Source organism: Acinetobacter amyesii (assembly GCF_023499985.1).
Classification (GTDB): domain Bacteria; phylum Pseudomonadota; class Gammaproteobacteria; order Pseudomonadales; family Moraxellaceae; genus Acinetobacter; species Acinetobacter amyesii.
Genome location: NZ_JAMCOU010000033.1, coordinates 125,941 through 149,009 on the forward strand (window position 1 = coordinate 125,941; position 23,069 = coordinate 149,009).

Here is a 23,069-nt window from a genome sequence, read left to right on the forward strand (position 1 = left end):
AAACCGCTCAGAAGAGCGGTTTTTTTATGTTTTTGACTTCAATGGATTAGAAGCGGTATTTCGCTGCTACACCAAATGAATTGTAGTCATTGTTGCCAACTTCACCGAAACCAACACGACCTTCAAGGCTCACTTGTTGGTTGAAGAATTTACGTGCATTGATCCCTACTTCGTTACGATCAGTGACATCGTTGTTGTAGTAGTCAGCACCAACACTGAATGTTTTGTCGATGAAGTAATCCGCTGCTAGATTGAATTCATCTAGATCACCGAATGCTGCACCCGCTTCAAGGTTGATGTCTTTACCATTGCTTAAAGTTGTTACGTATTTAGCACGTAAAGTTGGATCTACGCCGTCATCATCATCGTTATCCCAACCTTTCACACCAACTGCAACTAAGAAGCCTGGTGCTGGAAGATAACCGACTTCAGCGCCGTAGTAGGTTGTATCGTTGTCTACTGTGCCAAATGGAGTGTCAACTTCGACATTATTACGGCTTACATCACCAGATACATAGAAATCTGAGTTTGGTACGAAGTATTCGATACCAACGCCATAAGTATTGTCGTCAACATCGCCACGGTCAGCGAAAGTTGCATGTGCATTTACGTTACTTGCACGGTTTAAGAATGCAGCTTCTGCAAGAGGAGCGTTACGCGTTTGAACAGGGTTGAAGTAATAAGTACCGTTTACACCAAATTCACTGCCAGAGCTTCCATTATCTGGGTCGATGTAACCAGCTGAAGCGCCCACTTCTGCTTGATAAGCATGAGCTGTACCTGTAATAGCAAGTGCAGAAAGAAGTGCTGAAGCAATTGCGAGTTTTTTCATGGAAACTACCCCTCTAAATTGTTTGGCTAAATTTAATACATTTTTTGTTACAAGTTTTAGTCTAGAGAAATTTTAAAGATGGTCAATCGCTGCAAAGTTGCGGAACTGTGAATTCGGTAATTTTATGTAATTAAAATTATTTAAAATATTGAAAAGTATGTATTTATTTATAATGTTTTGTTTTATTAAAACTGTGTAGATATTATGAATTTGTAGATTATTTGGTCAATAACTGGACTTTTTTTAAAGTAAATATTACATCCAAAAGAAAAAAGCACCTCAAATTTGAGGTGCTTTTTTAGCAAACTTCTAATTCAAACGAAATTAGAAACGGAAAGTTGCATTGATGTTGAACGCTTGAACGTCATCACCAAAACCAACTTGACCACCGATTGCTAGGTTCGGGTTAAGGAAGTATTTTGAACGAATAGCGAAGTAATCCGTGTCTTCATTACCATCATCAACGATGTTATAAGCTGCACCCACGCTAAAAGCTTGGTCGAAGTAATAGTCTGCACCAATTGTTGCAGAATCAACGTCGCCAAAAGCACCGTCTGCTTCAAGGTTGATGTATTGACCATTATTAAGAGGAGCAACATATTTTGCTTTTAAAGCAAAACGGTTATCGTCATCACCATCTTCAACTTTAACGCCGTCAACACCAGCAGCTAAAAGTAAATTAGAAACAGGTAAGAAGCCAACTAATGCACGATAAGTTGTTACATCATAGTCGTCTTTATCAGAACCTGACCAACTAGGGAATTTATAGTTTTCTTTGTACTTAACTCGAGAAGTACCAATTTCACCATTTACATAAAATTGTTGATAGTAGTATTCGATACCAGCCGAAATTGAATGTACATCTTGTTCATCAGTTTCAGTACCGAGTTCAACGCCATCAAAAATTGCGTAATCAACACTTTCTTTGCGATTAAAAGCGTATTGCGCATAGACGTTGCTATTATGCCCAAGGAATGCGGCTTCATTTAACGGACCATTACCAGTTTGTACTGAGTCAAAATACAAAGTGCCTTTTACATCAACAGAATGATCTGAATCTGTATAGTCATCATCCCAATCAGTATATGTATAACCACCATCAATTTGCGCATCATAAGCAAAAGTTGATGAAGTGATAACAGCTAATCCTAGTGCAAGTAATGTCTTTTTCATAAAACCCTCGAAACATTATTGTTGTAAATAAAATGTAATAAATAGTAACGCGAGCGTATTGTTCATATTATGTGCATTGAAGTCAATGATTTGGATGATCAATCTGGCTGAATCTGTGCAAATTCTCTGTGATATAATAGGCAGCTATTTAAGCCAAATTTTTTGATTGAGAGTAATTCACGTGGAAATTAATCCGTATCTATTACAGCTAAAAGACTTAAACGACCGTGGTCAAACATTACGGGGGTATCTTTGACTACGATCTGAAAAAAGAGCGTTTAGAAGAGGTTCTACGTGAGCTGGAAGACCCAGCAATTTGGAATGATCAAAGCCGTGCGCAAGCAATGGCGAAAGAAAAAGGTGAACTCGAAAACGTCATTAACGTGCTCGAAGGGCTTTCAACTCAACTAGAAGATGCCCAAGCGATGCTGGATCTTGCGGTTGAAGCAGAAGAAGAAAGCTTACTTGCGGATGTGCAAGCAGAGTTAACTTCAGCGGAAGCAGAACTTGCGAAATTAGAATTCCGTCGTATGTTCAGTAATCCGATGGACCCGAACCCATGCTATGTCGAAATTCAAGCGGGTTCTGGTGGTACTGAAGCACAGGATTGGGCATCCATGTTACTGCGCATGTATCTACGTTGGATTGAACGTCATGGCTTTAAAGCAGAAGTGATGGAAGAGTCTGATGGTGATGTGGCAGGGATCAAGTCTGCAACGATCCGTGTAGAAGGTGAGTATGCATATGGTTGGTTACGTACAGAATCTGGCGTACACCGTTTAGTCCGTAAGTCACCTTTTGACTCGGGTAATCGTCGCCATACTTCATTCTCAGCGGTTTTTGTATCGCCTGAAATTGATGACAATATTGAAATTGAAATCAATCCTGCTGATGTACGTACTGATACCTATCGTGCATCTGGTGCGGGTGGTCAGCACATTAACAAAACAGACTCTGCGGTACGTTTAACTCACGCTCCAACAGGGATTGTGGTGGCATGCCAGAACCAACGTTCACAGCACGCCAACCGTGACCATGCATGGAAACAGTTACGTGCAAAATTGTACGAACTTGAAATGCAAAAACGTAATGATGCGGCACAAGCGTTGGAAGATACCAAGTCAGATATCGGTTGGGGCAGCCAAATTCGCTCATACGTTTTAGATGACTCGCGTATTAAAGACTTACGTACCAGTGTAGAAAGTTCAAACACCGGTGCAGTGCTTGATGGCGATTTAGATAAGTTTATTGAAGCCAGCCTCAAACAAGGTTTGTAATTTAAATTTATATATAAAACAAAGTTCTATCTGTTCTTGATCGATATATCTAAAAAAATCGATATAAAAATCGAAAAAATACGATATATTGTATTCAAGATGCTGAATAGAACTTTGTTGTCCAAATTTTTATTTAATTAAACCCGTTTAAATTATGGATATTGATTTAATTTTTAAAGCACTTGCCAATCCGACTCGACGTCAAATCTTGGAATGGTTGAAAACACCTGAACAATTTTTGTCAGAAGAACAATGTGGCGGCTTTAATCGTGGTGTATGCGCTGGCAATATCGAAAAACTCGGTAATGTTTCGCAGTCTACGATGTCTAATCATTTGTCTGTGTTACAACAGGCGGGCTTAATTCAAGCCGAGAAATATGGTCAATGGTCGTATTTTTCACGCAATGAAGAACTCATTCAGCAATATATTGATTATCTGCAGAACTCACTTTAAATCATTTTTCGCATTTGAAGTGTCAGGCGAGACATATATGGCTGAACTTAATACTCCTCTCATTTTGGGTGATTTACACCTCAAAAATCGCGTTGTAATGGCGCCACTAACCCGTAGTCGTGCAACCATTGACCGTGTTCCAACGCCGATGATGGCTGAATATTATGCACAGCGTGCAAGTGCTGGATTAATCATTTCAGAAGCAACAGTCATTTCAGAAGCAGCTAATGGCTATTTGCAGACGCCGGGTTTATTTACCGATGCTCAAGTTAAGGGCTGGAAATTGGTGACCCAAGCCGTACATGAACAGCAAGGTTTAATTGTGGCACAATTGTGGCATGTCGGACGTGTCTCACATCCCGATCTTTTGAATGGTGATACACCAGTTTCTGCCAGTGCGGTACAACAGGCGGGTTATGTCAGTCTGCTTCGCCCAAAACGCGAATATGTCGTGCCACGTCCATTAGAGATTGCAGAAATCAAAAGCATTGTAGAACAATACAAACAGGCTGCGATCAAAGCCAAAGAAGCGGGATTTGATGGTGTGGAATTGCATGCGGCCAATGGTTATTTGATCGATCAATTCCTACAAAGCAAAACCAATTTACGTGAAGATGAGTATGGTGGTTCTGTCGAAAACCGCGCACGTTTATTGCTTGAAGTGGTGGATGCGCTGATTGAAGTGTGGGGGGCAGGTCGTGTAGGTGTGCATCTTGCGCCGCGTGGTGATGAACACGACATGGGCGATCATGATCCACGTGAAACCTTTGGCTATGCTTTAGAGCAGTTGGGGCAGAGGAAGATTGCATTTTTCTTTACCCGTGAATATCTGGCGGATGACAGTATTAGTGATTATCTTAAACAGCGCTCAAATGGTGTGCCATATATTGCCAATATGCGTTTAAGCCGTGAAGATGCTGTAGATTTATTGGCCTCAGGTAAAGCCGATGCGGTGTCTTTTGGTAAAGCTTATATTGCCAATCCAGATTTGTTTGAACGTTTGCTGGCGAATGCTGCACTGAATGAATTGCAGTTGGAAAATATGATTGGGACAGATGTTGCCGAAGGCTATATTGATTATCCAAGCATGAAAAATAAATTTGGTTCAGGTCGTTCAACCTATTAATCGACACTTGAATACGCATTATCCATTAACATGTGGATAATGCTCTGATATATTCTGCCGATTCAAACCGTTTTTGAGCGTAATAATTTGACTACTCCTTTTTGGTATAACGCAGCTTTGGCACTGATTAAGCCGCTATATCAATGGCGCCTCAAAAAACGTGCTGAAGATCTCCAACTATATCAGCAAGAGTGTCTTGAGCGCTTTGGGCCATTTCAGCCAGTTAAAAACCGCAATGCAATTTGGTTTCATGTGGTTTCCGTAGGAGAAACCAACGCTGCACAGCCGCTGATTGAACATTATCTCAAAGCAGGTCATCCGGTCTTAGTCACCAATACCACCAAAACCGGACAAGCGCGTGCGAAACAATTATTTTTAAAAGCACCGTATGAATCGCTATTTCAGGCCGTGTATCTGCCAGCAGATCAAAAAAAATTAGTCCGTCGTTTTATCGAAAAATATCAACCGAAAATGTTGGCACTAGTCGAAACTGAACTCTGGCCAAATTTGATGATTGAAGCCGATCAGGCCAATGTTCCGTGTTTATTGATTAATGCCAGATTATCTGAAAAATCGGCGAAGGGTTATAGCAAAGTCCCGAGTTTGACGCAGCCGATGCTAAAGAGTTTGAAACAATTATTGGCGCAAGATCAGGCAACTTTAGCGCGATTTATTGAGTTGGGTGCAAACCCGCATACCAGTCAGGTCGTGGGAAGTATCAAGTTTGATATTCATGCGCCCGATAGCTTTGTGCAACAAGCAGCGCAGTTGCGTCAAGATTGGGCTTTACAAGAACGTAAGATCATCACCATTGCCAGTACGCATGCGCCCGAGGAACAAAAACTACTTGCAGCGCTGCAGCCAATTTTACAACAACAGCCTGAGCTGTTATGTATCGTCGTACCACGTCATCCTGAACGCTTTGATGAGGTCTTTGTAGAAGCGCAGAAACTGAATTTACGTACACAGCGCCGCAGTTTAAAGCAAACGATTCAGCCTGAAACGCAAGTGTATTTGGCAGATAGTATGGGTGAATTATGGCTTTGGCTGGCACTGAGTCAGGCGTGCTTTGTCGGCGGGTCTTTAAATGAACCGGGTGGTGGGCATAATATTTTGGAGCCCATTACGTTACATGTCTCGACAGTATTAGGTCAGCATTATTTTAATTTTCAAACCATTGTGGATGAATTTGTAGCGGCCCATGCGGTTGTGGTTGTGCAGGATTTTGAGCAGGCGGCCAGTGCATTGGTTGAGATCATTCAAAATACTGCGAAAGCGCAGGCTTTAAATGATGCAGCGCAGCTGATTATGCAAAAAAATACTGGGTCGCTGCAAAAGCATATTCAGGTGATTGATCAGTACCTTTAAGTTTTAATTTTGCGATACATTAATTTTTATTAGGCAAGTTTTATCACGGCCTTATTTTATGGTGATCGTTGAACATCCTATTCGTAGGCATAATCTACTTTTAAAGGATTAAAAGTAGCAAAAATCCTCTGTACGCTGAAGGTACTTCCTGTACCTCAGCGCACAGGCGACATCCATGTCGCCTGTCCTCAATGACATATGCTTTGCGTGAATTGATATGGTTATTTATGAACATCGTCTTGCTTGACCCACGTCAAACTGAATCTGAACTGTGGAGTATCAGTGCTAAACGCCAAATTGAGCATTTAAAAAACCATGTGAATATACAGGTGGGCGATACACTCAAAGTCGGGATTCGGGAAGGAAAGCGTTATTTAACCCAAATCATCAGTATCAGTGATGAGCGCATTCAACTTAAACACTTACAAGAAGAAGAAGTACCTGCAAAGCATCCGGTGACTTTAATTGTGGCAATGCCTCGTCCGAAAGTGTTGCGCCGTCTGATCATGGATGCCGTCACCTTAGGTGTAGAAAAAATCATTTTGCTGCACAGTTATCGCGTGGATAAAAGCTATTGGCAGACACCATTTTTACAGCAGCTCGATCACTATGTGACGTTGGGTTTGGAGCAGGCAGGTGACACCATTGCGCCCAAAATTGAACTGTATAAACGCTTTAAACCCTTTGTGGAGGATGTTTTACCGAGCATGATCTCCTCGGACTATCCGGCTTATGTGGCGCATCCTTATGTCGAAGATGTGATGCCTACAGGGATTCAATATGGATGTACCATCATCATTGGACCTGAAGGTGGATTTATCCCTTATGAGGTCGATTTACTCATAAAAAACGGTTGCCAAGCAGTCAGCTTAGGCAACCGAATTATCCGGACAGAAACTGTGATTCCGTACGTTTTAGGGCGATTATTTAGCTGTTGACGCTTCTGTCTCAGCTTGATCACCACGGTAAACTTTAACTTCCTGTACAGGGTAAGGAATTGAAATACCATTTTGATTGAATGCTTGGATAACGTGTTCTTGCACTTCACTGATTGAGTTCGCTGTGGTGGTTTCAGTGGTATCTACCCACCAACGGACATTCAGATTGACTGAGAAATCAGCCAAAGCATTCACGTTTACGGTAAACGCAGGTTGGCTCAAAATCGTTGGGTCTTTGTCCAAAATAGCCAAAACAATGTTTTTAGCTTTTTGAATATCATCTTCATATCCAATACCCACCACAAATTCACAACGACGGCGTTGATAAGCGGTATTCACCGTTACTGCACTGGTGTAAACCGTCGCGTTTGGAATCACGATACGACGACCATCTGGAGAACGTAGGAAGGTTGCACGGATCTGAATATCTTCAACCGTACCTTCCATGCCTGACACAATAATGTCGTCACCGATTTTGAATGGTTCACCGAGGAGAATCAAAATACCCGACAGTAAGTTCTGGAAAATATCTTTAAACGCGAAACCGATTGCGACCGAACCAATCCCCAATGCACTCATGAGCTGACCCGGTGTGAAACCTGGGATCGCAATGACCATTGCAATTAGGAAACCGAAGAACATAATGGCTGAGCTACCCACACGGTTCAGTACTAAAACTAGATTTTGTTTTGAATAAGAACGGTCAGTGAGCGCTTTACGAACAAAGAATCTAAAGAGTTTAGACAGTAGATAGAAGATCGTAAAAACAATTAATGCGATACAAATATATGGCAGGCGTTCCCAAAATCCATCGACAAATTTATCGATCGTTGAGTATGCGTCATTATATTTAGAGGTATGTTCCAGCACGGTTTGTGCGGTTTTTTCTGTTGCCTCTTGCAAAAGTTGAGTCGTGCCTTGAGTGACATCACTCAAGGCATTTTCTTTTTCAGCCACGAGTTTTCCAAATGTTCCGGTTTTTCGCTATTTTGCCTGAAATTAGTGGCGAAAATAACCCTCATTTACAGGCTTGTGAACAGATGTATCAAAATTCAGACAGGCTCAGATTCGGTCAGTGGCTTAGAAATATTCAGTACCTTGTTGAATGATTTCTGTCGGCGATTCAATTTCACCGCTACCCATCATATACGAGGTGATGCTACCTGTAGCCAAGAGCGACAAGACACTGATTAAAATCATCAACCATGCCAGAATTTTTTCCCAAACGGCAGCAGGGCGTGGCGCGCCGTATTGATTTACGGTCGGTGTACCTGAGGCTAATAATAAATATAGGATAAAGAAAAGATTGATCACGGGAATAAATAATAATAGTAGCAACCAACCGGCTTTATTGAGGTCATGCAGCCGACGCACGACAAAGACACAATAAAAATAAATGTAAAGAATCATAATCGCCAAATAGGCGAGGCCAGATATCCCAGTGAATATACCAACAAATTGCTCATTTAACGCCATGGTATTGATGTTGAAAATACCCACGGCAAGGCTTAAAGCGATTATGGCAAAAAAGCTGATGATATTGAGAAAGCCATACCAACCAATCATGCTCAGTCGACCAAAACGTCCATCAGGTTTCAGGGGATTATCCGATGTAGTGGTCGTCTGACGGGAAAAGAAAGAAGAGTCATTGGTGTTCATGATCGGATCAACTCAACGTATATGAAAGAATAAAAAAGCGGAGTGCTGAGTAAAATTACCTTTGCAGTATAGGTTTAATTGAACTGGTCAGATACTGAATTAAAACATGTTTTTGTTGAAATTTTGCTTATAGATGTGCTTTAAATGGGAAAGAATAATACGACCAAAGCATGATTGCTGCGATTAAAAATTAATCGTCATACTGCTGTGATGCAGGAATTATAAAAGTAGAAATGTGGCATGGCATCTCGTGATGAGATGAATCAGATCAAGGAAAATACAATATGAAAGAGATCTATCCAGTACCTGAAAGTTTCAAAAAAACCGCACGCATCAACGAGTCGGAGTACTTTGAGCGTTATCAAAAATCGATTGAACAACCAGATGAGTTTTGGGCAGAGCAAGCGCAAAAGATCGATTGGATCAAACCGTTTACCCAAGTTAAAAATACAAATTTTAAGCAAGATGATTTTAAGATCGAGTGGTTTGCTGATGGTGAATTGAATGTCAGTGCCAACTGTCTCGATCGACATTTAAAAGAACATCCACATAAATCGGCCATTATTTGGGAAGGTGATCATCCTTCACGGCATAAAATCATTTCTTTTGAAGAACTGCATGATGAAACTTGCCGTTTTGCTAATGTGCTGAAAAAACATGGCGTGGGCAAAGGCGACCGTGTGGTGCTGTATATGCCAATGGTGCCAGAAGCGGCTATTGCGATGTTGGCCTGTACCCGAATTGGAGCAGTACACTGCGTGGTTTTTGGCGGGTTCTCACCAGACTCATTGGCAAGTCGTATCGATGACAGTCAGGCGAAAGTCGTGATTACTGCGGATTGTGGGATGCGTGGTGGTAAGCCCATTCCACTCAAAGAAAATGTCGATCTTGCACTCGACATTGAAGGCACATCTTCGGTTCAAAATGTCATTGTGGTGCACCGTACAGGTAACCCGATCGAAATGAAAGCAGATCGTGACCTGTGGTATCACATGGAAATCATGTCGGTCAATGATCTCTGCCCACCTGAACCCATGAATGCCGAGGACCCGCTATTTATTTTGTATACATCAGGTTCAACTGGAAAACCGAAAGGTGTGTTGCATACCACAGGCGGCTATTTAACCTATGTGAATTGTACCTTCCGTGAAGTTTTTGACCTTAAACAAGATGACGTGTTTTGGTGTACTGCCGATGTTGGTTGGATTACGGGACATTCTTATGTGTTGTATGGGCCATTGTCGAATGGCACCACGACCGTGATGTTTGAAGGTGTACCACAATATCCAAGTTGGGCTCGGACCGGACATATTGTTGATAAACACAACGTCACTATTTTATATACGGCACCGACTGCAATTCGCGCCATGATGCGAGAAGGAGATGCCTTTGTCCGAGAAAGTGACCGCAGCAGTCTGCGTTTACTAGGTTCGGTGGGTGAACCCATTAACCCAGAGGCATGGAATTGGTACTACACCGTGGTAGGTGAAAGCCGCTGCCCAGTGGTGGATACATGGTGGCAAACAGAGACGGGTGGTTTCATGATTACGCCATTGCCGGGAGCAACCGATTTAAAACCGGGTTCGGCGACACGCCCATTCTTTGGTGTTCAACCTGCGATTGTTGATGCTGAAGGCAATGAGCTTGAAGGTGCCGTAGAAGGCAATTTGGTGATTAAGGATTCTTGGCCGGGACAAATGCGAACCATTTGGGGTGATCCTGAGCGCTTTATTGAAGCCTATTTCTCCACTTATCCGGGGACTTATTTTACAGGTGATGGCGCACGTCGTGACGAGTCTGGCTATTATTGGATTACGGGTCGTGTGGATGACGTCTTGAACGTTTCAGGGCATCGATTGGGAACGGCTGAAATTGAAAGTGCGTTGGTTGCACATGATGCTGTGGCAGAGTCTGCGGTGGTGGGTATGCCGCATGATATTAAAGGACAGGGGATTTGCGCCTTTGTGACCTTACAAGCAGGGACAGTTGAGACGGATGAGTTACGTCAGGAACTGGTGGCTTGGGTACGCAAAGTCCTTGGACCAGTGGCAACGCCAGATGCATTGCATTGGGCGCCGGCCTTACCGAAAACCCGTTCTGGTAAAATCATGCGCCGTATTTTAAGAAAAATTGCGGCCAATGAATTGGACTCTTTAGGTGATACCTCGACCTTGGCAGAACCTCAAGTGGTTGAACATTTGATTGCTACTGTTTATCCGAAGTCATAAGAACAATTTGAGCGTCAGTGATCACGTTCTGATGAAAGTTCACTATGGCTTATATGAAGGATTATTAAAGCAATAATGAACGTCCTTTCCCCTATAAAAGTTGATTAAGATGAAGGGATGTTCATGATGCATTTTATCCATCCTAAATACGACGTATAAAATGATCAAATTATAAGTCGCCTGAATTTAGGTGACTTAGATTTCATAAGATATAGATTTTACAGATATAGACTGCAGGCATTGAGATAAGCTGAATGCCTCTACTTTGTTAAGCTAAAACTGTAACAGAATAATCAGACAGACATATGAATGCTTCAACTCCATTGACTCAAGATCCGATCGATATTGCCCAAAAACTGGCGGCAGAATTTGCCACGACGGCTGCTAAGCGTGATAAGCAGGGGGGAAATCCCAAAGCTGAACGTGATTTGATTCGTCAAAGTGGTTTACTTGCATTGTCCATTGGAAAACAATACGGTGGACAGGGGGCAGATTGGCTGACGATTTTTAAAACCATTCAAACCATTGCTCAAGTGGATAGCTCATTGGCGCATGTTTATGGTTTCCATCATTTATTGATTGCAACGGTACAGTTGTTCGCGCAGCCAGAGCAATATGGCCCGTGGTTTGAACAGACTGCACGTGAGCATTTATTTTGGGGCAACACCCTAAACCCTTTAGACCGCCGTACTACAGCGACGCAACTGTCTGAACATGAATATGTGTTTCATGGCGATAAAAGTTTTTGTTCGGGTTCCATGGATTCAGACATTTTGCTGTGTTCTGGCTTCAATGAAGATGGAAAATTATTGATCGGGGTGATTCCTACAGCACGTGAAGGCGTCAGTTTTCTCGGCGATTGGGACAATATGGGACAACGTCAAACCGACAGTGGAAGTAGCCATTTTGAACAAGTTAAAATTTCCAAAGATGAATTACTACTGAACCCAGGCCCATTAAGTACACCGTATTCGAGTTTACGCCCTTTGATTGCACAGTTGATCTTTGTACATATGTTCTTGGGGGTAGCCGAAGGGGCATTTGAAACAGCAAAAGAAACGGTACAAAGCCAAAAAGCATGGTCAAAATCTTTAGCTGAAAATGCAGTGAATGACCCATTTATTCAAAAGCATTTTGCTGAGTTTTATGTGCAATTAGAAAGTGTACGTTTATTGGCAGATAAAGCGGTTCAGCGTTTGCAATGGGCTTGGGAGATTGGTGAAGCTTTGACGGCGGAACAACGTGGAGAAGTCTCTATTGCGATTGCAACAGCCAAAATCGCAGCCACCAATAGTGCGCTATACATTACGCAAAATATTTTCCAAGTGATGGGCGCACGTGCCACAACTGCCAAACTAAATTTAGATCGCTTCTGGCGCAATGTACGTACCCAAACCTTACACGATCCGATTGATTATAAATATCAGGAGGTCGGTGAATGGGTGCTCACAGCGAAAGTGCCAGATCCAAGTTTTTATTCTTAAACGTATATTGCACATGAGCCAATAAAAAGCCTCCGTTTTGGAGGCTTTTTATTGGCTCATGTGCTGTCAGTCGATTTAACGCTGATGAATATTTTCTAAGGTATCGACTAAGGTTCGCGTTGTTTGATCAATCTCATAATTCACGGCATCACCGACTTGGACATCTTTCCATGTAGTGAGGCGCAGTGTTTCAGGAATAATATCGATTGAAATTTCACTATTGGCACGATCAACACGGTTCACAGTCAAACTACAACCATTGAGCCCAATAAAACCTTTGAGAAAGAAATATTTAATATTGCCTGCCGGAATGTGAATATCGAGATGAAAGGTTTCCCCGCGATGCTCTAAGTTTTTGATCGTGGCTGTGCCTTCGATATGACCATATAGATTGTGACCACCATTTTCTGCTCCAACTTTGGCTGAGCGTTCGACATTGACCTCATCACCAGCTTTGAGAATTTTCAGCGTGGTGAGTTGATTGGTTAAATCAGAGACATCAAAATGCACTTGGTTGGCTACCAAATCAATATGTGTGGCCGTTAAACACACGCCATTAATCGCTACACTTGCCCCGATAAAGACATCATGAAAAAAATTTTGATGATTTGAAATCACTAAGGTTGTGAAGCCATTACCTTGACGAATGTCTAAGACTTTTTCTAAACCTTGCACGATGCCTGTATACATGGGAGCGTCTCTAAAATGATTTGCGTTTTCTGTATTGTAGGGACAAAACGAACGCTCGGCTATGCTTTACAGTGATCATTTCAGTACGGCGTTTTGATCTGTCGCAGTTCGATCTTGGCAATATCTACAATGCTCGGAATGTTTCAATTGCCGCTAGGCGAGACTGTTTTAAGTCAACGATCTGCTGAGGGTAGTTCAATTCCAGTTGAGGATTTTTGGCAAAGGGTTGGTGAATTTGTTTGGCATCCAAATCTGCCAGTTCAGGTAGCCATTGACGTAAATAATCCCCGTTCGGATCAAATTTCTGAGATTGGCTGATCGGGTTAAAAATCCGAAAATAAGGTACAGCATCTGTACCCGTCGAGGCGCACCATTGCCAACCGCCATTATTGGCCGCTAAGTCGCCATCGACAAGGTGCTGCATAAACCATTGTTCCCCCAACCGCCAATCGATCAGTAGATTCTTACTGAGGAACATGGCACAAATCATCCGCACCCGATTATGCATCCAACCCGTAGCCAGTAGTTGACGCATCCCTGCATCGACGATCGGAATGCCCGTCTGGCCGTATTGCCACGCAGCAAAGTCTTGTGGTGCATGGCGCCATTTGATTTTTAAGGTTTTGGTTTGAAACGGCTGGTGCTGAGAAACTTGCGGGTAGTCAAATAAAATGTGCTGGTAAAATTCACGCCAAAGCAGCTCATCGAGCCAAGTTTGTTGTCCTCTGTGGTCGATTTGGAAATAGCCGCCTTGTTCACGAAACAGGGCTTGCAGACATTGGCGAATAGACAAGATGCCCAAGTTTAAATACATGCCAATTTGACTGGTTCCATTGAGCGCAGGAAAGTCCCGATCATCAGCATAACGATGCAGATGTTGTTCAATAAATTCATCTAAGCACTGTATTGCGTGATCTTCTCCAATCGGCCAAAGCTCGATTTGAGCAGCTAACAGCGATGTGGGATAAAAAGGACGTAAATCAAATTGATTTTGCCACAGCGGATGCAGTTCGATAGCCGCTTGGGCTTCAATAGCGGGATAACAAGTAGGCAGACTGATGCTCAATTTTTCGTAGCAATTTTTCTTAAATGCACCGAAAACTTGATAAGGATGTCCAGATTGATTGCGAATACTGCCAACAGGAAACAGGGTGCGGTCATGGTACAGCTCAACAGAGATGTGCTGCTGTTCTAATAACTGTTGTACTTCGCGATCTCGTTTAAGTTCATTCACACCATGTTCAATATGTGCATGAACAGTGTGTATATTGAGCTGAGTACATAAGGTTAATAGCTCAGTGGCGATGTCTGACCAATAGGGAATATGCTGAATAATCAGTGGAATATTTAGTTCAGCCAATTGCTGTCGCAAAAGTTCCAGTTGGGCAAGATAGCGATGGATTTTAATAGGGGCATCATCATGCCTTGCCCATTGTTCAGGAGAAAGCGCAATAAATGCAACCGTTTGACCAGACTGTGTCGCCTGCCACAGTGCGCTATGGTCATGTCGTCTTAAATCTTGTCGAAACCAAACAAGTTGCATGTTTATTGCCTCGTTTTTGTTGGAAATATCACCAGAATTACGGGGGTATCTATTGGTAATGCAATTATCTAAAAAATCGATTTCTATAAAAAACCATATAATATCTATGGTTTAACTTAACCGATTGCGCACAATCCTGTCAGCTTAAGCGTACAAGTAACGAAGTTTTTAGACGCTATGCGCGCTTTTAAATTTTACCTAAGATTAACTTATACAGGAACAGGACGTTCCGGAACATAAAACAATAACAAAGTGTTCACCATCAGGACTGTGAAGCAAGACAGGAGTCATGCTTAAGTATCCATATAGAAAAAGCCCGACAGGATGTCGGGCTTTTTCTTTGTCTATAGATTAGCTCATTTTCTAGAATCAAAGCATATCTTTAAATGGGACTCGAGATAAAAAATTCCCTAAGCCGAGCCTTAGGGGAGGAAAGTGAAGTGAGCCGGTTGTGATTATTATGCTGATTACATGAGCTGTGACTGCATCAACAATTATGCTGATTTAGCCTGCACAACTTGCTGCTGTTGAGCTTCCAGTTCACGAACCAGTGGCAACACTTTTTCGCCAAAGTATTCCACTTCTTCAATGAAGTGGAGAAAACCTGAGAGAACCAAATCGACACCTACACTTTTGAGTTCCACAATGCGTTCGGCAATTTGTTGTGGCGTGCCAATCAGATTGGTTTTAAAGCCGTCGTTGTATTGAACCAAATCTTCAAAAGTAGATTTTGCCCAGTTACCTTCGCCTTCTTTTGTGGATGCACCTGCTTCACGAGTTGCATCACCAAAGGCATTGACCGCTTCGGTATTGGCATTATCGATAATAGCTTGAAGCACCGCTTGGGCTTCTTCCTCAGTATCTCGGGCAATAATGAAGGCATTCACCCCGATTTTGACCTGATGGTTATTGGCCTTGGCTTTTTCACGAATATCATCGATCTGCTTTTTCAACTCAGCAGGGGTATTGCCGTTGGTGAAGTACCAATCGGAAACACGTGATGCCATGTCACGTGCTGCACGTGAACTGCCACCTTGGAAGATTTCAATATGCGGTTTTTGTACCGGTTTCGGAGATAGAGTGTAGTCTTTAAATTGATAGTATTTACCATCAAAACTAAAGTTATCCTGCGTCCAAACACCTTTTAGGCTACGAATGAACTCTTCAGAGCGCGCATAGCGTTGATCATGCTCGGGCCATTCTTCACCAATCGCATCAAACTCTCCACGGAACCAACCACTTACAACATTGATTGCAATACGGCCATTGGTAAGATGATCGATGGTCGCCAATTGTTTTGCAGCCAGAGCCGGTTTCCAAGGGCCGGGTAAAATCGCTGCAATGACTTTGAGTTTTTCAGTTTTGGCCAAAATTCCATGGCTGAAACTCACCGATTCGTGTTGATTTTCTGCGTTATAACCTGCGGTAAAACGAATTTGAGTCAGCGCATAATCAAAGCCACTTTTTTCTGCAGCTTGTGCCAAACGCACGTTATAGTCATAGCTCCAATCGGTACGCTGTTCAATATTACTGACCACCAAACCACCACTCACGTTTGGTACCCAGTACGCAAATGTAATGTTTTTTTCTTGTACTGACATTTTGCAAACCCTCGGGATCGAATTGTTATGCTGTGGTGTTTAGGCCACTTGCGTTTTTGGCTTTTTACTATGCAGTCGAGCTTCAGCGGCATCCAAACTTGGAACAGCTGCAGAAGGAAGGACTTCTTCTTGCTCGATTTGTTTATTAATGCCCAAGTTTTGGTTGGCTTGTTGAGACTTGGCTTTCACCACTTCAGCACGCTGACCTTTGGCTGGAGCCCATTCCAAAATCGGCAGCGCACGTGCTACAGCTAAAGTAATGCGGTCACGGAGTAATTCACTATGAATGGTATATTCAGGGGTGAAATCACGGTCTGTTGCATAGACTCCGATTGGTAATGTTTGCGCTTGGAAGAAACTGAACAATGGACGCAATTGATGTTCAAGCACTAAAGCATGGCGTTCAGAACCACCCGAAGCTGCAAGCAAGACAGGTACATCCACCAATGCAGTTTGTTCGACAAAGTCAAAGAAGTGTTTAAACAGGCCTGTAAATGAAGCACGGTAAACTGGCGTTCCAACAATCAGTGCATCAGCAGCTTCAACGGCAGCAAGGTCATCTTGTACACGTTGTGGCAATTGGTTACGGTAAATCGCGCCACCTAATAAATTGCCAATTTCACTAAACTTAATAAAATGCACATTGATTGGAGTCGCATCACCGAGTTCATCAACAATGGCTTGCACCAAAGCTTCAGTTTTAGATGGATTGTTTAGGCCACCTGATACAGCAACAATATTCAGGGGTTTTTGTAGATTAACTTGAGACATTTTTTAAACCTAAAAGTGTGGTTTCTCGGAATGCCTTTTATTAATCCCGACGGGTGGATCACTGTAAAATAACGAAAATCAGAAAAGTTATCTGATTTTTAGATATGTTGGAAAAACCACAAGATTCGTGAAATTTCAAATTTTAAACTGTTGATATTTCAACATATAATGCTTAGATATAAGCATTTTTACTGTGTTAATAAAATTTATATGAAAATATGATTAGATTTAAAGATTTATAGAAAATGCGAAAAAAGACGCATTTTAGGTGAAAATCTACATTTTAAATGCAAAAAAATAAGTTCTTGCATATCCTTCACATAGCATGTGTGGTTAGAATAGGGTCATTGTGCACAAGATCTCTCACGTTGCTTATGAATATTTTAATCGTTGATGATCACCCGCTGTTTCGTCATGCTTTAATTCAGGCGGTTCGTTATAGTTTGCCTCAGGCGCAAATTCATGAGACTGCAGCAGTCAATGAATGCTATGAACGTCTTGAAAATGGCCCTGAGCCTGATCTTGTGTTATTGGATTTAAACTTGCCGGGTGCTTCAGGCTTTTCTGCCTTGGTGCATATTCGCGCACAATATCCATCGATTCCAATCATTGTGGTCTCTGCGCATGAAGAAGCGTCGATTATCCAACGTGCGATTGCACATGGCGCGATGGGTTATATTCCAAAATCTGCGCATCCAAGTCACATTGGTGAAGCGATTCGTCAAGTCTTAGAAGGCGAGATTTGGTTGCCACCAAATTTACCAGCTAATATGAACTTTGATCCACGTGCTGCAGATGAAACGGCATTGGCAGAACGTATTCAGTCTTTAACACCGCAACAATTCCGTGTGTTAATGATGGTGGCGGAAGGTTTGTTGAATAAGCAAATTGCCTATGAGTTGGATGTGTCTGAAGCAACCATTAAAGCGCATGTAACGGCGATTTTCCGTAAGTTGGGCGTACAAAACCGAACTCAAGCTGTATTGGCAATTAATGCATTGAATATTGAAGAAAAGAAAATCTAAGGATTTTTTCCATAAAAAAAGACCTCCATCGTGAGGTCTTTTTTTATGCTATTTAAGTACTAATGCTAGCGCATGATCATTTCGCATTTTAAATGCCGTTTGGTCTTTACATGCGGTTTAAATGCAATAGAGCAATGCAACTTAACAATGACTTAAACAGACCACTTCAACTTAAGCAATATAGTCTTGCTTAGGCGTCAGATCGGTACAGTACAAAGGGTTGAGCGCACATTGCAATTCATCAATTTGTTCATCGGTCACATAGCCGCGCGCTTTGAGATAATCCGCGACACGGTCATCACGTAAACTCAAAAAGGCAGCGTCATAAACGCCCAAATCCACAAATAGGGCTGCAGTTTCTAAACTGTTAAAACGGTCCAGATAGACATCATTGTCATACATCAGGAGGATATGGTCTTGCTTGGAGTTGGCATCGACATTTAAACGTTGTGCCAATTCAAATGGCGCTGTTTTAATAAACAGTAAATCGGATAATTCATCAAACTGTGTTTTATCCAGCTGGTTTTTGTCGGTTTTGACTTTACCGAGCCACGCTTTGAACACCAATACCGCACCGCCGCGCAGTAGCATGCTCCAAATCTGATGACGGGTGTCCAAGCCTAAGCAATTGGATTCGGCTTCTAAATTTTGCAGCAGTAGGTCTTCTTGCTCTGCCAGTCGATCGAATAAGCCAAGACCTTGGGGTTTGTAGGCATTCGGCGCAAAGACATCAAAATTCAGTTCGTCAAACACCTGCAACGCGAGAGGAACGGCACTGCGATAGAGCGTTTCTAGCGCTTCGACTTGTACATCACTTAATTTGCTGTACTTAAATAGCTGACGCCAATCGATCTCTGGCAAAATGGCATTGGCACCATACTGACGATGAAACTGTAGATTTTGATCAAAACCATGCGGCATTGTTTCTGAAATATTCACAAGATCACTCCTAATATGCGGGGGAGATCAGCTTCTCAAGTGTTGAGTTATGACGCTTCTTGAATTGGCTTGAAACTGATCAACTTCTTATGAATATTTTTAAAACGAACGGCGGCAGCTAAATATAAGACTAAAGTTTTAGTTTTTATTTTTGCTTGTAAAAATCTGATTTAAATCAAATGTATTTTTAATTGTAACTAAGTGTACAAGTGTTCACTCATGCATTCGATATCTTTTGCCATAGGCAATCAAAATTTGATATTTATGGCTAATAAATAGACGAAATATCGGGGCTATTTTGAATGATCTTGCCACTGAGACAAATTTTTTTGCCAGTTAGGTAAGTTTAAGTAAAAGTAAGGTAAACAACAGCCCATTTCATGTGAATGAAATGGGCTACTTTTCACAGAGCGATGTCCTGTAACAGCGCTACTGATTTGAAATCTTCAAACCAGATAACCATGAACGCAGTGAAGCTGGTTTCAATGGTTTTTTCAGTAAGACGATGTTTAACTCTTTTAGACGTTGCGGTAATTCAGGATCAGAATCTGCAGTAATCAGCGCCACAGGGACATTTTCCTGACGGTTATCTAAAATAAAGTCGAGACCGATCTTATTATTATTTAAGTGTTGGTCAACCAACCAAACTTGAATATTTTCTTGTTGAATTAACTCCATGGCCTGTTCAGGTTCAGTGGCCTTAAAGACTTGATAGCCCCATTTGGTCAGTAAGGTCGACATCCCTTCCAAAATGGTTTCATCATTGTCTAAGCACAGAATCTTATAGGCTTTGGTTTTCAGCGGAACGGCTTGAGTCGGTGCAGCGACCACTTTTGGCGCAGCGACTACAGGGACTTCAATCATAAAGCATGAACCATGACCAAGTTCTGAGAACACATGTACTGGGTAGTCGAGTAAGCTGGTCATGCGTTGCACGATGGCTAAACCTAAGCCCAAACCCTGTTCACCCCATGGAGAGGTATGTCCACAGCGTTCGAACTCTTGGAACAACTTAATGCGCTGTTCTTCCGCGATCCCAGGACCTGTATCCCAAACGCCAATACGAATATGCCCCGGACGTGCTGAACGTAGCACACCCACCACAACACGACCACGCGCCGTATAGCGTAGGGCATTGCTGACGAAGTTTTGAATAATACGACGAATCCACTGTGGGTCGGTGTCAATCCAGAACTGAGCATCGTGTACGGTCAGTTTGATATTACGCTGTGCTGCAATCGATTTAAATTGCAGTTCAAGATCGCTGAGTAAGTCATGTAGCGGATAAGGCTGACGTTTCGGTTGAATGGTTCCACCTTCGAGTCGTGCAATGTCCAAGAGGGCAGAGAGCATACTTTCCGCACCATGCAGCGCACGATCAAGTTGCTGAAGCGTTTTACGATCATCGTCATTTTGTACGCTTTGCTCGAGGGCGGTACTAAACAAACGCGCAGCATGCATCGGTTGCAATAAGTCATGGCTTGCAGCAGCAATAAAGCGGCTTTTCGACATATTGGCTTTATCGGCTTGCTCACGTGCCAGTTGTTGTTCTGACAGGGCATCTGCCAACTGTTGGGTACGATCTTGCACACGGCCTTCAAGCAAGGCTTCATTTTCACGGAAAGCGGTAATATCGGCAAAGGTCGTCACGAAACCGCCGCCTTCGATCGGATTACCACGCATCTGAATTACACGGCCATCTTTACGAATCCGTTCAAATTCGTGTGCGCTGCCGACTTGCATCCAATGCATGCGTTTACGCACATGTTCCTCGACTGAACCGGGACCACATTCGCCGCGTTCAGCGTTATAACGAATCAAGTCTGAAATTGGGCAACCGACGTAGACAATGTCTTTTGGATAATCAAACAGTTTGAGGTATTGATTGTTCCATGCCACTAAACACATATTTTCATCAACCACGGACACACCTTGAGTCATATGGTCGATCATGGTCATGATCAGGTTTTGGTTAAAGCGCTGCCACTGTGAGGCTTGGTCAAGAATATTGGCGACCTGACCGAGTGCTAAACCATTATTAACCATGGCTGTGGTGAGTAAGGTACGGGCAGATGCCGCACCGATGGTGCCTGCAAGATACTGTTCGGTAAAACGCCACCACATGCCGTTGGCGCTGCTATTTTCATTTAAAACGACATTGTTTTGTGCGCAGAACTGGTTGAAGGCACGCATGGTTGGACCTTCACCGGTAATACGTTTTGCCAAGGTAATCAAATCACCTACTTTTAGACGCGCCACATCATGGTGAATATAGCTGATGTCGTTTGATGTACTTTGAGCAGGGAGCGGCTTGGTTTCATAATAAAAGAAACTTTCGGCCTGAATTTGCTCGGCAACACTTGGACGGAAGACGCGGGAAATCCAAATATAGAGGGTGATATTTAAACCGAGTGCCCAAACTACGCCATGGGTAAGTGGATCGAAAGATTCAAACCCTAACAGTGCTTCAGGACGTAACCAACTCAAGCCTAGCGGACCCTGACTTAAAAGATTTTCGGTAAATGTTTTAAATTGTTCAGGCAGGCTACGCAATACGGTTGGTAATAACAGGGTATAAGCCCACATGCCGAAACCGACCAAAAGACCTGCATATACGCCTTGCTTACTTCCGCCACGCCAATACAAACCACCAATTAATGCCGGTGCAAACTGAGCCACAGCACTGAAGGCCAATAGGCCAAATACCGATAATTGGTCAATGTCATTGAAGAAATGGAAGAACAAGAAGCCCAATAACATGACAGCTAAAATACACACACGACGTGTGAATTTCAGTACGAGTGGTAGGCGTTTGTCATGACGTGACAATAAGCGTGTACGCCACAGTGCAGGCATGATCAAGTCATTACTGAGCATAATCGACAAGGCCACTGACGACACCAACAGCATACCTGTCGAAGCTGAAAAACCACCGAGAAAGGCAAGTAAAGTCAACCAGTCTTGGTTATAACTTAAAGGCAGTGAGAGCACAGCAACATCGGGGATTGCCAAGTAGGCAGGTGCTGCATGCAGCGCCCAACTGGCAATCGGGATGATCGCGATAATGGTTAAAATCAGATAAATGGCAAACCAACGACGAGCACCACGAATATGCTTTTCATCTCGCAGTTCAACCACCGCGACATGGAACTGACGTGGTAGACAAATAATCGCTAAAGCAGCCAATAATGTTTGAATCCAAAAGCTTTCTGGCACACCTTTGAGCTGGACATCTTTAAATGTACTGCTAATGTCATGGCTGATTTGCGCCATGTTTTCAGGTGATTCAAAAACAAAGAAAAATGCGACTGCAAGTAGTGCAAACAGCTTGACGAAAGACTCAAATGCCACAGCCAACATTAAGCCGCCGTGCTGTTCAGTATTGGCAATCTGTCGTGTCCCAAACATCATCGCCAAAATCGCCAATACACCGGTCAAAAACAGCACACTATTGGTGGTACCTGTCAGACCAGCGGTCGGTTCTAAAATGACTGTTGCACTTAAGGCAATCGCACGTAGCTGCAAGGCTAAATAGGGAATAATGGCAATTACGGCAAGGATCGTGACCAGTGATGCTAAGGGGCCACTTTTACCATATCGTGCTGCTACAAAGTCGGCAATCGATGAAATGGCATGATGCTGACGGACACGCCCTAAACGTCGCCAAATATCATAGCCGAGCGCAACAAATAGCAGCGGTCCCAGATAAATTGGCAGGAAAATAATGCCCTCACGAACGGCGGCACCTGTTGCGCCATAAAATGTCCAAGATGAACAGTAAACCCCTAAAGTTAGGCTAAAGAGAAGCATTCTGCCGCGAGTACTGAGCCTGCTGGCATGCTTTTCACCAAAGAATGCACATACAAAGAGTAATGCGATGTAAAGGGCCAATACCCCGACGATAAGCCAACTATTCATAAAGCCTGCAGCATATTAATTCTCGCTTAATGATAACGCATCC

General features: G+C 42.8%; 18 protein-coding genes. 8 read left to right on the top strand and 10 right to left on the bottom strand.

Translation table 11 applies throughout. The features are described 5' to 3' along the window. Positions 1-46: 46 nt before the first annotated feature. Together M5F03_RS12095 and M5F03_RS12100 are read right to left on the bottom strand one after the other, a co-directional pair. Positions 47-832 (bottom strand): putative porin, encoded by a 786-nt coding sequence (locus M5F03_RS12095; RefSeq protein ID WP_180024614.1) that lies wholly within the window; start codon positions 830-832, stop codon positions 47-49. A 324-nt stretch (positions 833-1,156) separates the two neighbouring features. Then, the gene (locus tag M5F03_RS12100) at positions 1,157-2,005 is read right to left on the bottom strand and encodes a putative porin (RefSeq protein WP_249708441.1); all 849 of its coding nucleotides are present in this window, start codon (positions 2,003-2,005) and stop codon (positions 1,157-1,159) included. 181 nt (positions 2,006-2,186) lie between these two features. Between M5F03_RS12100 and prfB the strand changes: the two genes are divergently transcribed. From prfB to M5F03_RS12125, 5 genes are all read left to right on the top strand, one after another. After that, positions 2,187-3,282, top strand: a protein-coding gene (prfB, locus tag M5F03_RS12105; protein ID WP_111884474.1) for a peptide chain release factor 2 whose coding sequence is annotated in 2 segments (ribosomal slippage) — positions 2,187-2,258 and positions 2,260-3,282 — 1,095 coding nt in all. Because the reading frame shifts where the segments join, the coding sequence is not laid out codon by codon here. 154 nt (positions 3,283-3,436) lie between these two features. Next, positions 3,437-3,736: an ArsR/SmtB family transcription factor gene (locus tag M5F03_RS12110; RefSeq protein WP_078190555.1), complete on the top strand. Its 300-nt coding sequence runs from the start codon at positions 3,437-3,439 to the stop codon at positions 3,734-3,736. Positions 3,737-3,773: 37 nt separating this feature from the next. Beyond that, the gene (locus tag M5F03_RS12115) at positions 3,774-4,862 is read left to right on the top strand and encodes an alkene reductase (RefSeq protein ID WP_249708442.1); all 1,089 of its coding nucleotides are present in this window, start codon (positions 3,774-3,776) and stop codon (positions 4,860-4,862) included. 87 nt (positions 4,863-4,949) lie between these two features. After that, positions 4,950-6,230 (top strand): 3-deoxy-D-manno-octulosonic acid transferase, encoded by a 1,281-nt coding sequence (locus M5F03_RS12120; protein ID WP_249708444.1) that lies wholly within the window; start codon positions 4,950-4,952, stop codon positions 6,228-6,230. Positions 6,231-6,457: 227 nt separating this feature from the next. Beyond that, on the top strand, positions 6,458-7,168 hold the full coding sequence (locus M5F03_RS12125) for a 16S rRNA (uracil(1498)-N(3))-methyltransferase (RefSeq protein ID WP_249708446.1): 711 nt from the start codon (positions 6,458-6,460) through the stop codon (positions 7,166-7,168). On the opposite strand, the gene M5F03_RS12130 is transcribed toward M5F03_RS12125, so the two are convergent. Continuing rightward, entirely contained in the window at positions 7,154-8,125 is a 972-nt protein-coding gene (locus M5F03_RS12130) for a mechanosensitive ion channel family protein (RefSeq protein WP_078193200.1), read from the bottom strand. The two genes, M5F03_RS12125 and M5F03_RS12130, sit on opposite strands and share 15 nt — an antisense overlap. Positions 8,126-8,248: 123 nt before the next feature. Next, positions 8,249-8,827 carry a DUF805 domain-containing protein gene (locus tag M5F03_RS12135; protein ID WP_180124383.1) on the bottom strand — a complete coding sequence of 193 codons (579 nt, stop codon included), beginning with the start codon at positions 8,825-8,827 and terminating at the stop codon, positions 8,249-8,251. Positions 8,828-9,111: 284 nt separating this feature from the next. Here M5F03_RS12135 and acs point away from each other — a divergent pair, with 284 nt between their 5' ends. Next, positions 9,112-11,055, top strand: a complete 1,944-nt coding sequence (gene acs, locus M5F03_RS12140; protein ID WP_249708448.1) for an acetate--CoA ligase — start codon at positions 9,112-9,114, stop codon at positions 11,053-11,055. Between the two features lie 305 nt (positions 11,056-11,360). Then, positions 11,361-12,539: an acyl-CoA dehydrogenase family protein gene (locus M5F03_RS12145; protein WP_249708450.1), complete on the top strand. Its 1,179-nt coding sequence runs from the start codon at positions 11,361-11,363 to the stop codon at positions 12,537-12,539. Positions 12,540-12,614: 75 nt separating this feature from the next. On the opposite strand, the gene M5F03_RS12150 is transcribed toward M5F03_RS12145, so the two are convergent. From M5F03_RS12150 to msuE, 4 genes are all read right to left on the bottom strand, one after another. Next, entirely contained in the window at positions 12,615-13,229 is a 615-nt protein-coding gene (locus M5F03_RS12150) for a riboflavin synthase subunit alpha (RefSeq protein WP_249708452.1), read from the bottom strand. Between the two features lie 124 nt (positions 13,230-13,353). Next, positions 13,354-14,772, bottom strand: a complete 1,419-nt coding sequence (locus M5F03_RS12155) for a cryptochrome/photolyase family protein (protein ID WP_249708454.1) — start codon at positions 14,770-14,772, stop codon at positions 13,354-13,356. Between the two features lie 494 nt (positions 14,773-15,266). After that, complete coding sequence (sfnG, locus tag M5F03_RS12160; protein WP_078190545.1) at positions 15,267-16,373, bottom strand: dimethylsulfone monooxygenase SfnG; 1,107 nt, start codon at positions 16,371-16,373, stop codon at positions 15,267-15,269. A gap of 39 nt (positions 16,374-16,412) precedes the next feature. After that, on the bottom strand, positions 16,413-17,144 hold the full coding sequence (msuE, locus tag M5F03_RS12165; RefSeq protein WP_078190544.1) for an FMN reductase: 732 nt from the start codon (positions 17,142-17,144) through the stop codon (positions 16,413-16,415). Positions 17,145-17,518: 374 nt separating this feature from the next. On the opposite strand from msuE, the gene M5F03_RS12170 reads away from it, so the two are divergent. Then, positions 17,519-18,169 carry a response regulator gene (locus M5F03_RS12170; RefSeq protein ID WP_078190543.1) on the top strand — a complete coding sequence of 217 codons (651 nt, stop codon included), beginning with the start codon at positions 17,519-17,521 and terminating at the stop codon, positions 18,167-18,169. A gap of 171 nt (positions 18,170-18,340) precedes the next feature. Here the strand turns inward: M5F03_RS12170 and M5F03_RS12175 are convergent, their stop codons facing one another. Further along, complete coding sequence (locus tag M5F03_RS12175) at positions 18,341-19,108, bottom strand: hypothetical protein (protein ID WP_249708455.1); 768 nt, start codon at positions 19,106-19,108, stop codon at positions 18,341-18,343. A gap of 429 nt (positions 19,109-19,537) precedes the next feature. After that, positions 19,538-23,026 (bottom strand): hybrid sensor histidine kinase/response regulator, encoded by a 3,489-nt coding sequence (locus M5F03_RS12180; RefSeq protein ID WP_078193193.1) that lies wholly within the window; start codon positions 23,024-23,026, stop codon positions 19,538-19,540. Positions 23,027-23,069 lie beyond the last annotated feature (43 nt).

Coding starts and splice junctions, on each gene's coding strand:
- M5F03_RS12095 (WP_180024614.1), bottom strand. CDS start 832: ATGAAAAAACTCGCAATTGCTTCAGCACTTCTTTCTGCACTTGCTATT.
- M5F03_RS12100 (WP_249708441.1), bottom strand. CDS start 2,005: ATGAAAAAGACATTACTTGCACTAGGATTAGCTGTTATCACTTCATCA.
- M5F03_RS12110 (WP_078190555.1), top strand. CDS start 3,437: ATGGATATTGATTTAATTTTTAAAGCACTTGCCAATCCGACTCGACGT.
- M5F03_RS12115 (WP_249708442.1), top strand. CDS start 3,774: ATGGCTGAACTTAATACTCCTCTCATTTTGGGTGATTTACACCTCAAA.
- M5F03_RS12125 (WP_249708446.1), top strand. CDS start 6,458: ATGAACATCGTCTTGCTTGACCCACGTCAAACTGAATCTGAACTGTGG.
- M5F03_RS12135 (WP_180124383.1), bottom strand. CDS start 8,827: ATGAACACCAATGACTCTTCTTTCTTTTCCCGTCAGACGACCACTACA.
- acs (WP_249708448.1), top strand. CDS start 9,112: ATGAAAGAGATCTATCCAGTACCTGAAAGTTTCAAAAAAACCGCACGC.
- M5F03_RS12145 (WP_249708450.1), top strand. CDS start 11,361: ATGAATGCTTCAACTCCATTGACTCAAGATCCGATCGATATTGCCCAA.
- M5F03_RS12150 (WP_249708452.1), bottom strand. CDS start 13,229: ATGTATACAGGCATCGTGCAAGGTTTAGAAAAAGTCTTAGACATTCGT.
- M5F03_RS12155 (WP_249708454.1), bottom strand. CDS start 14,772: ATGCAACTTGTTTGGTTTCGACAAGATTTAAGACGACATGACCATAGC.
- sfnG (WP_078190545.1), bottom strand. CDS start 16,373: ATGTCAGTACAAGAAAAAAACATTACATTTGCGTACTGGGTACCAAAC.
- msuE (WP_078190544.1), bottom strand. CDS start 17,144: ATGTCTCAAGTTAATCTACAAAAACCCCTGAATATTGTTGCTGTATCA.
- M5F03_RS12170 (WP_078190543.1), top strand. CDS start 17,519: ATGAATATTTTAATCGTTGATGATCACCCGCTGTTTCGTCATGCTTTA.
- M5F03_RS12180 (WP_078193193.1), bottom strand. CDS start 23,026: ATGAATAGTTGGCTTATCGTCGGGGTATTGGCCCTTTACATCGCATTA.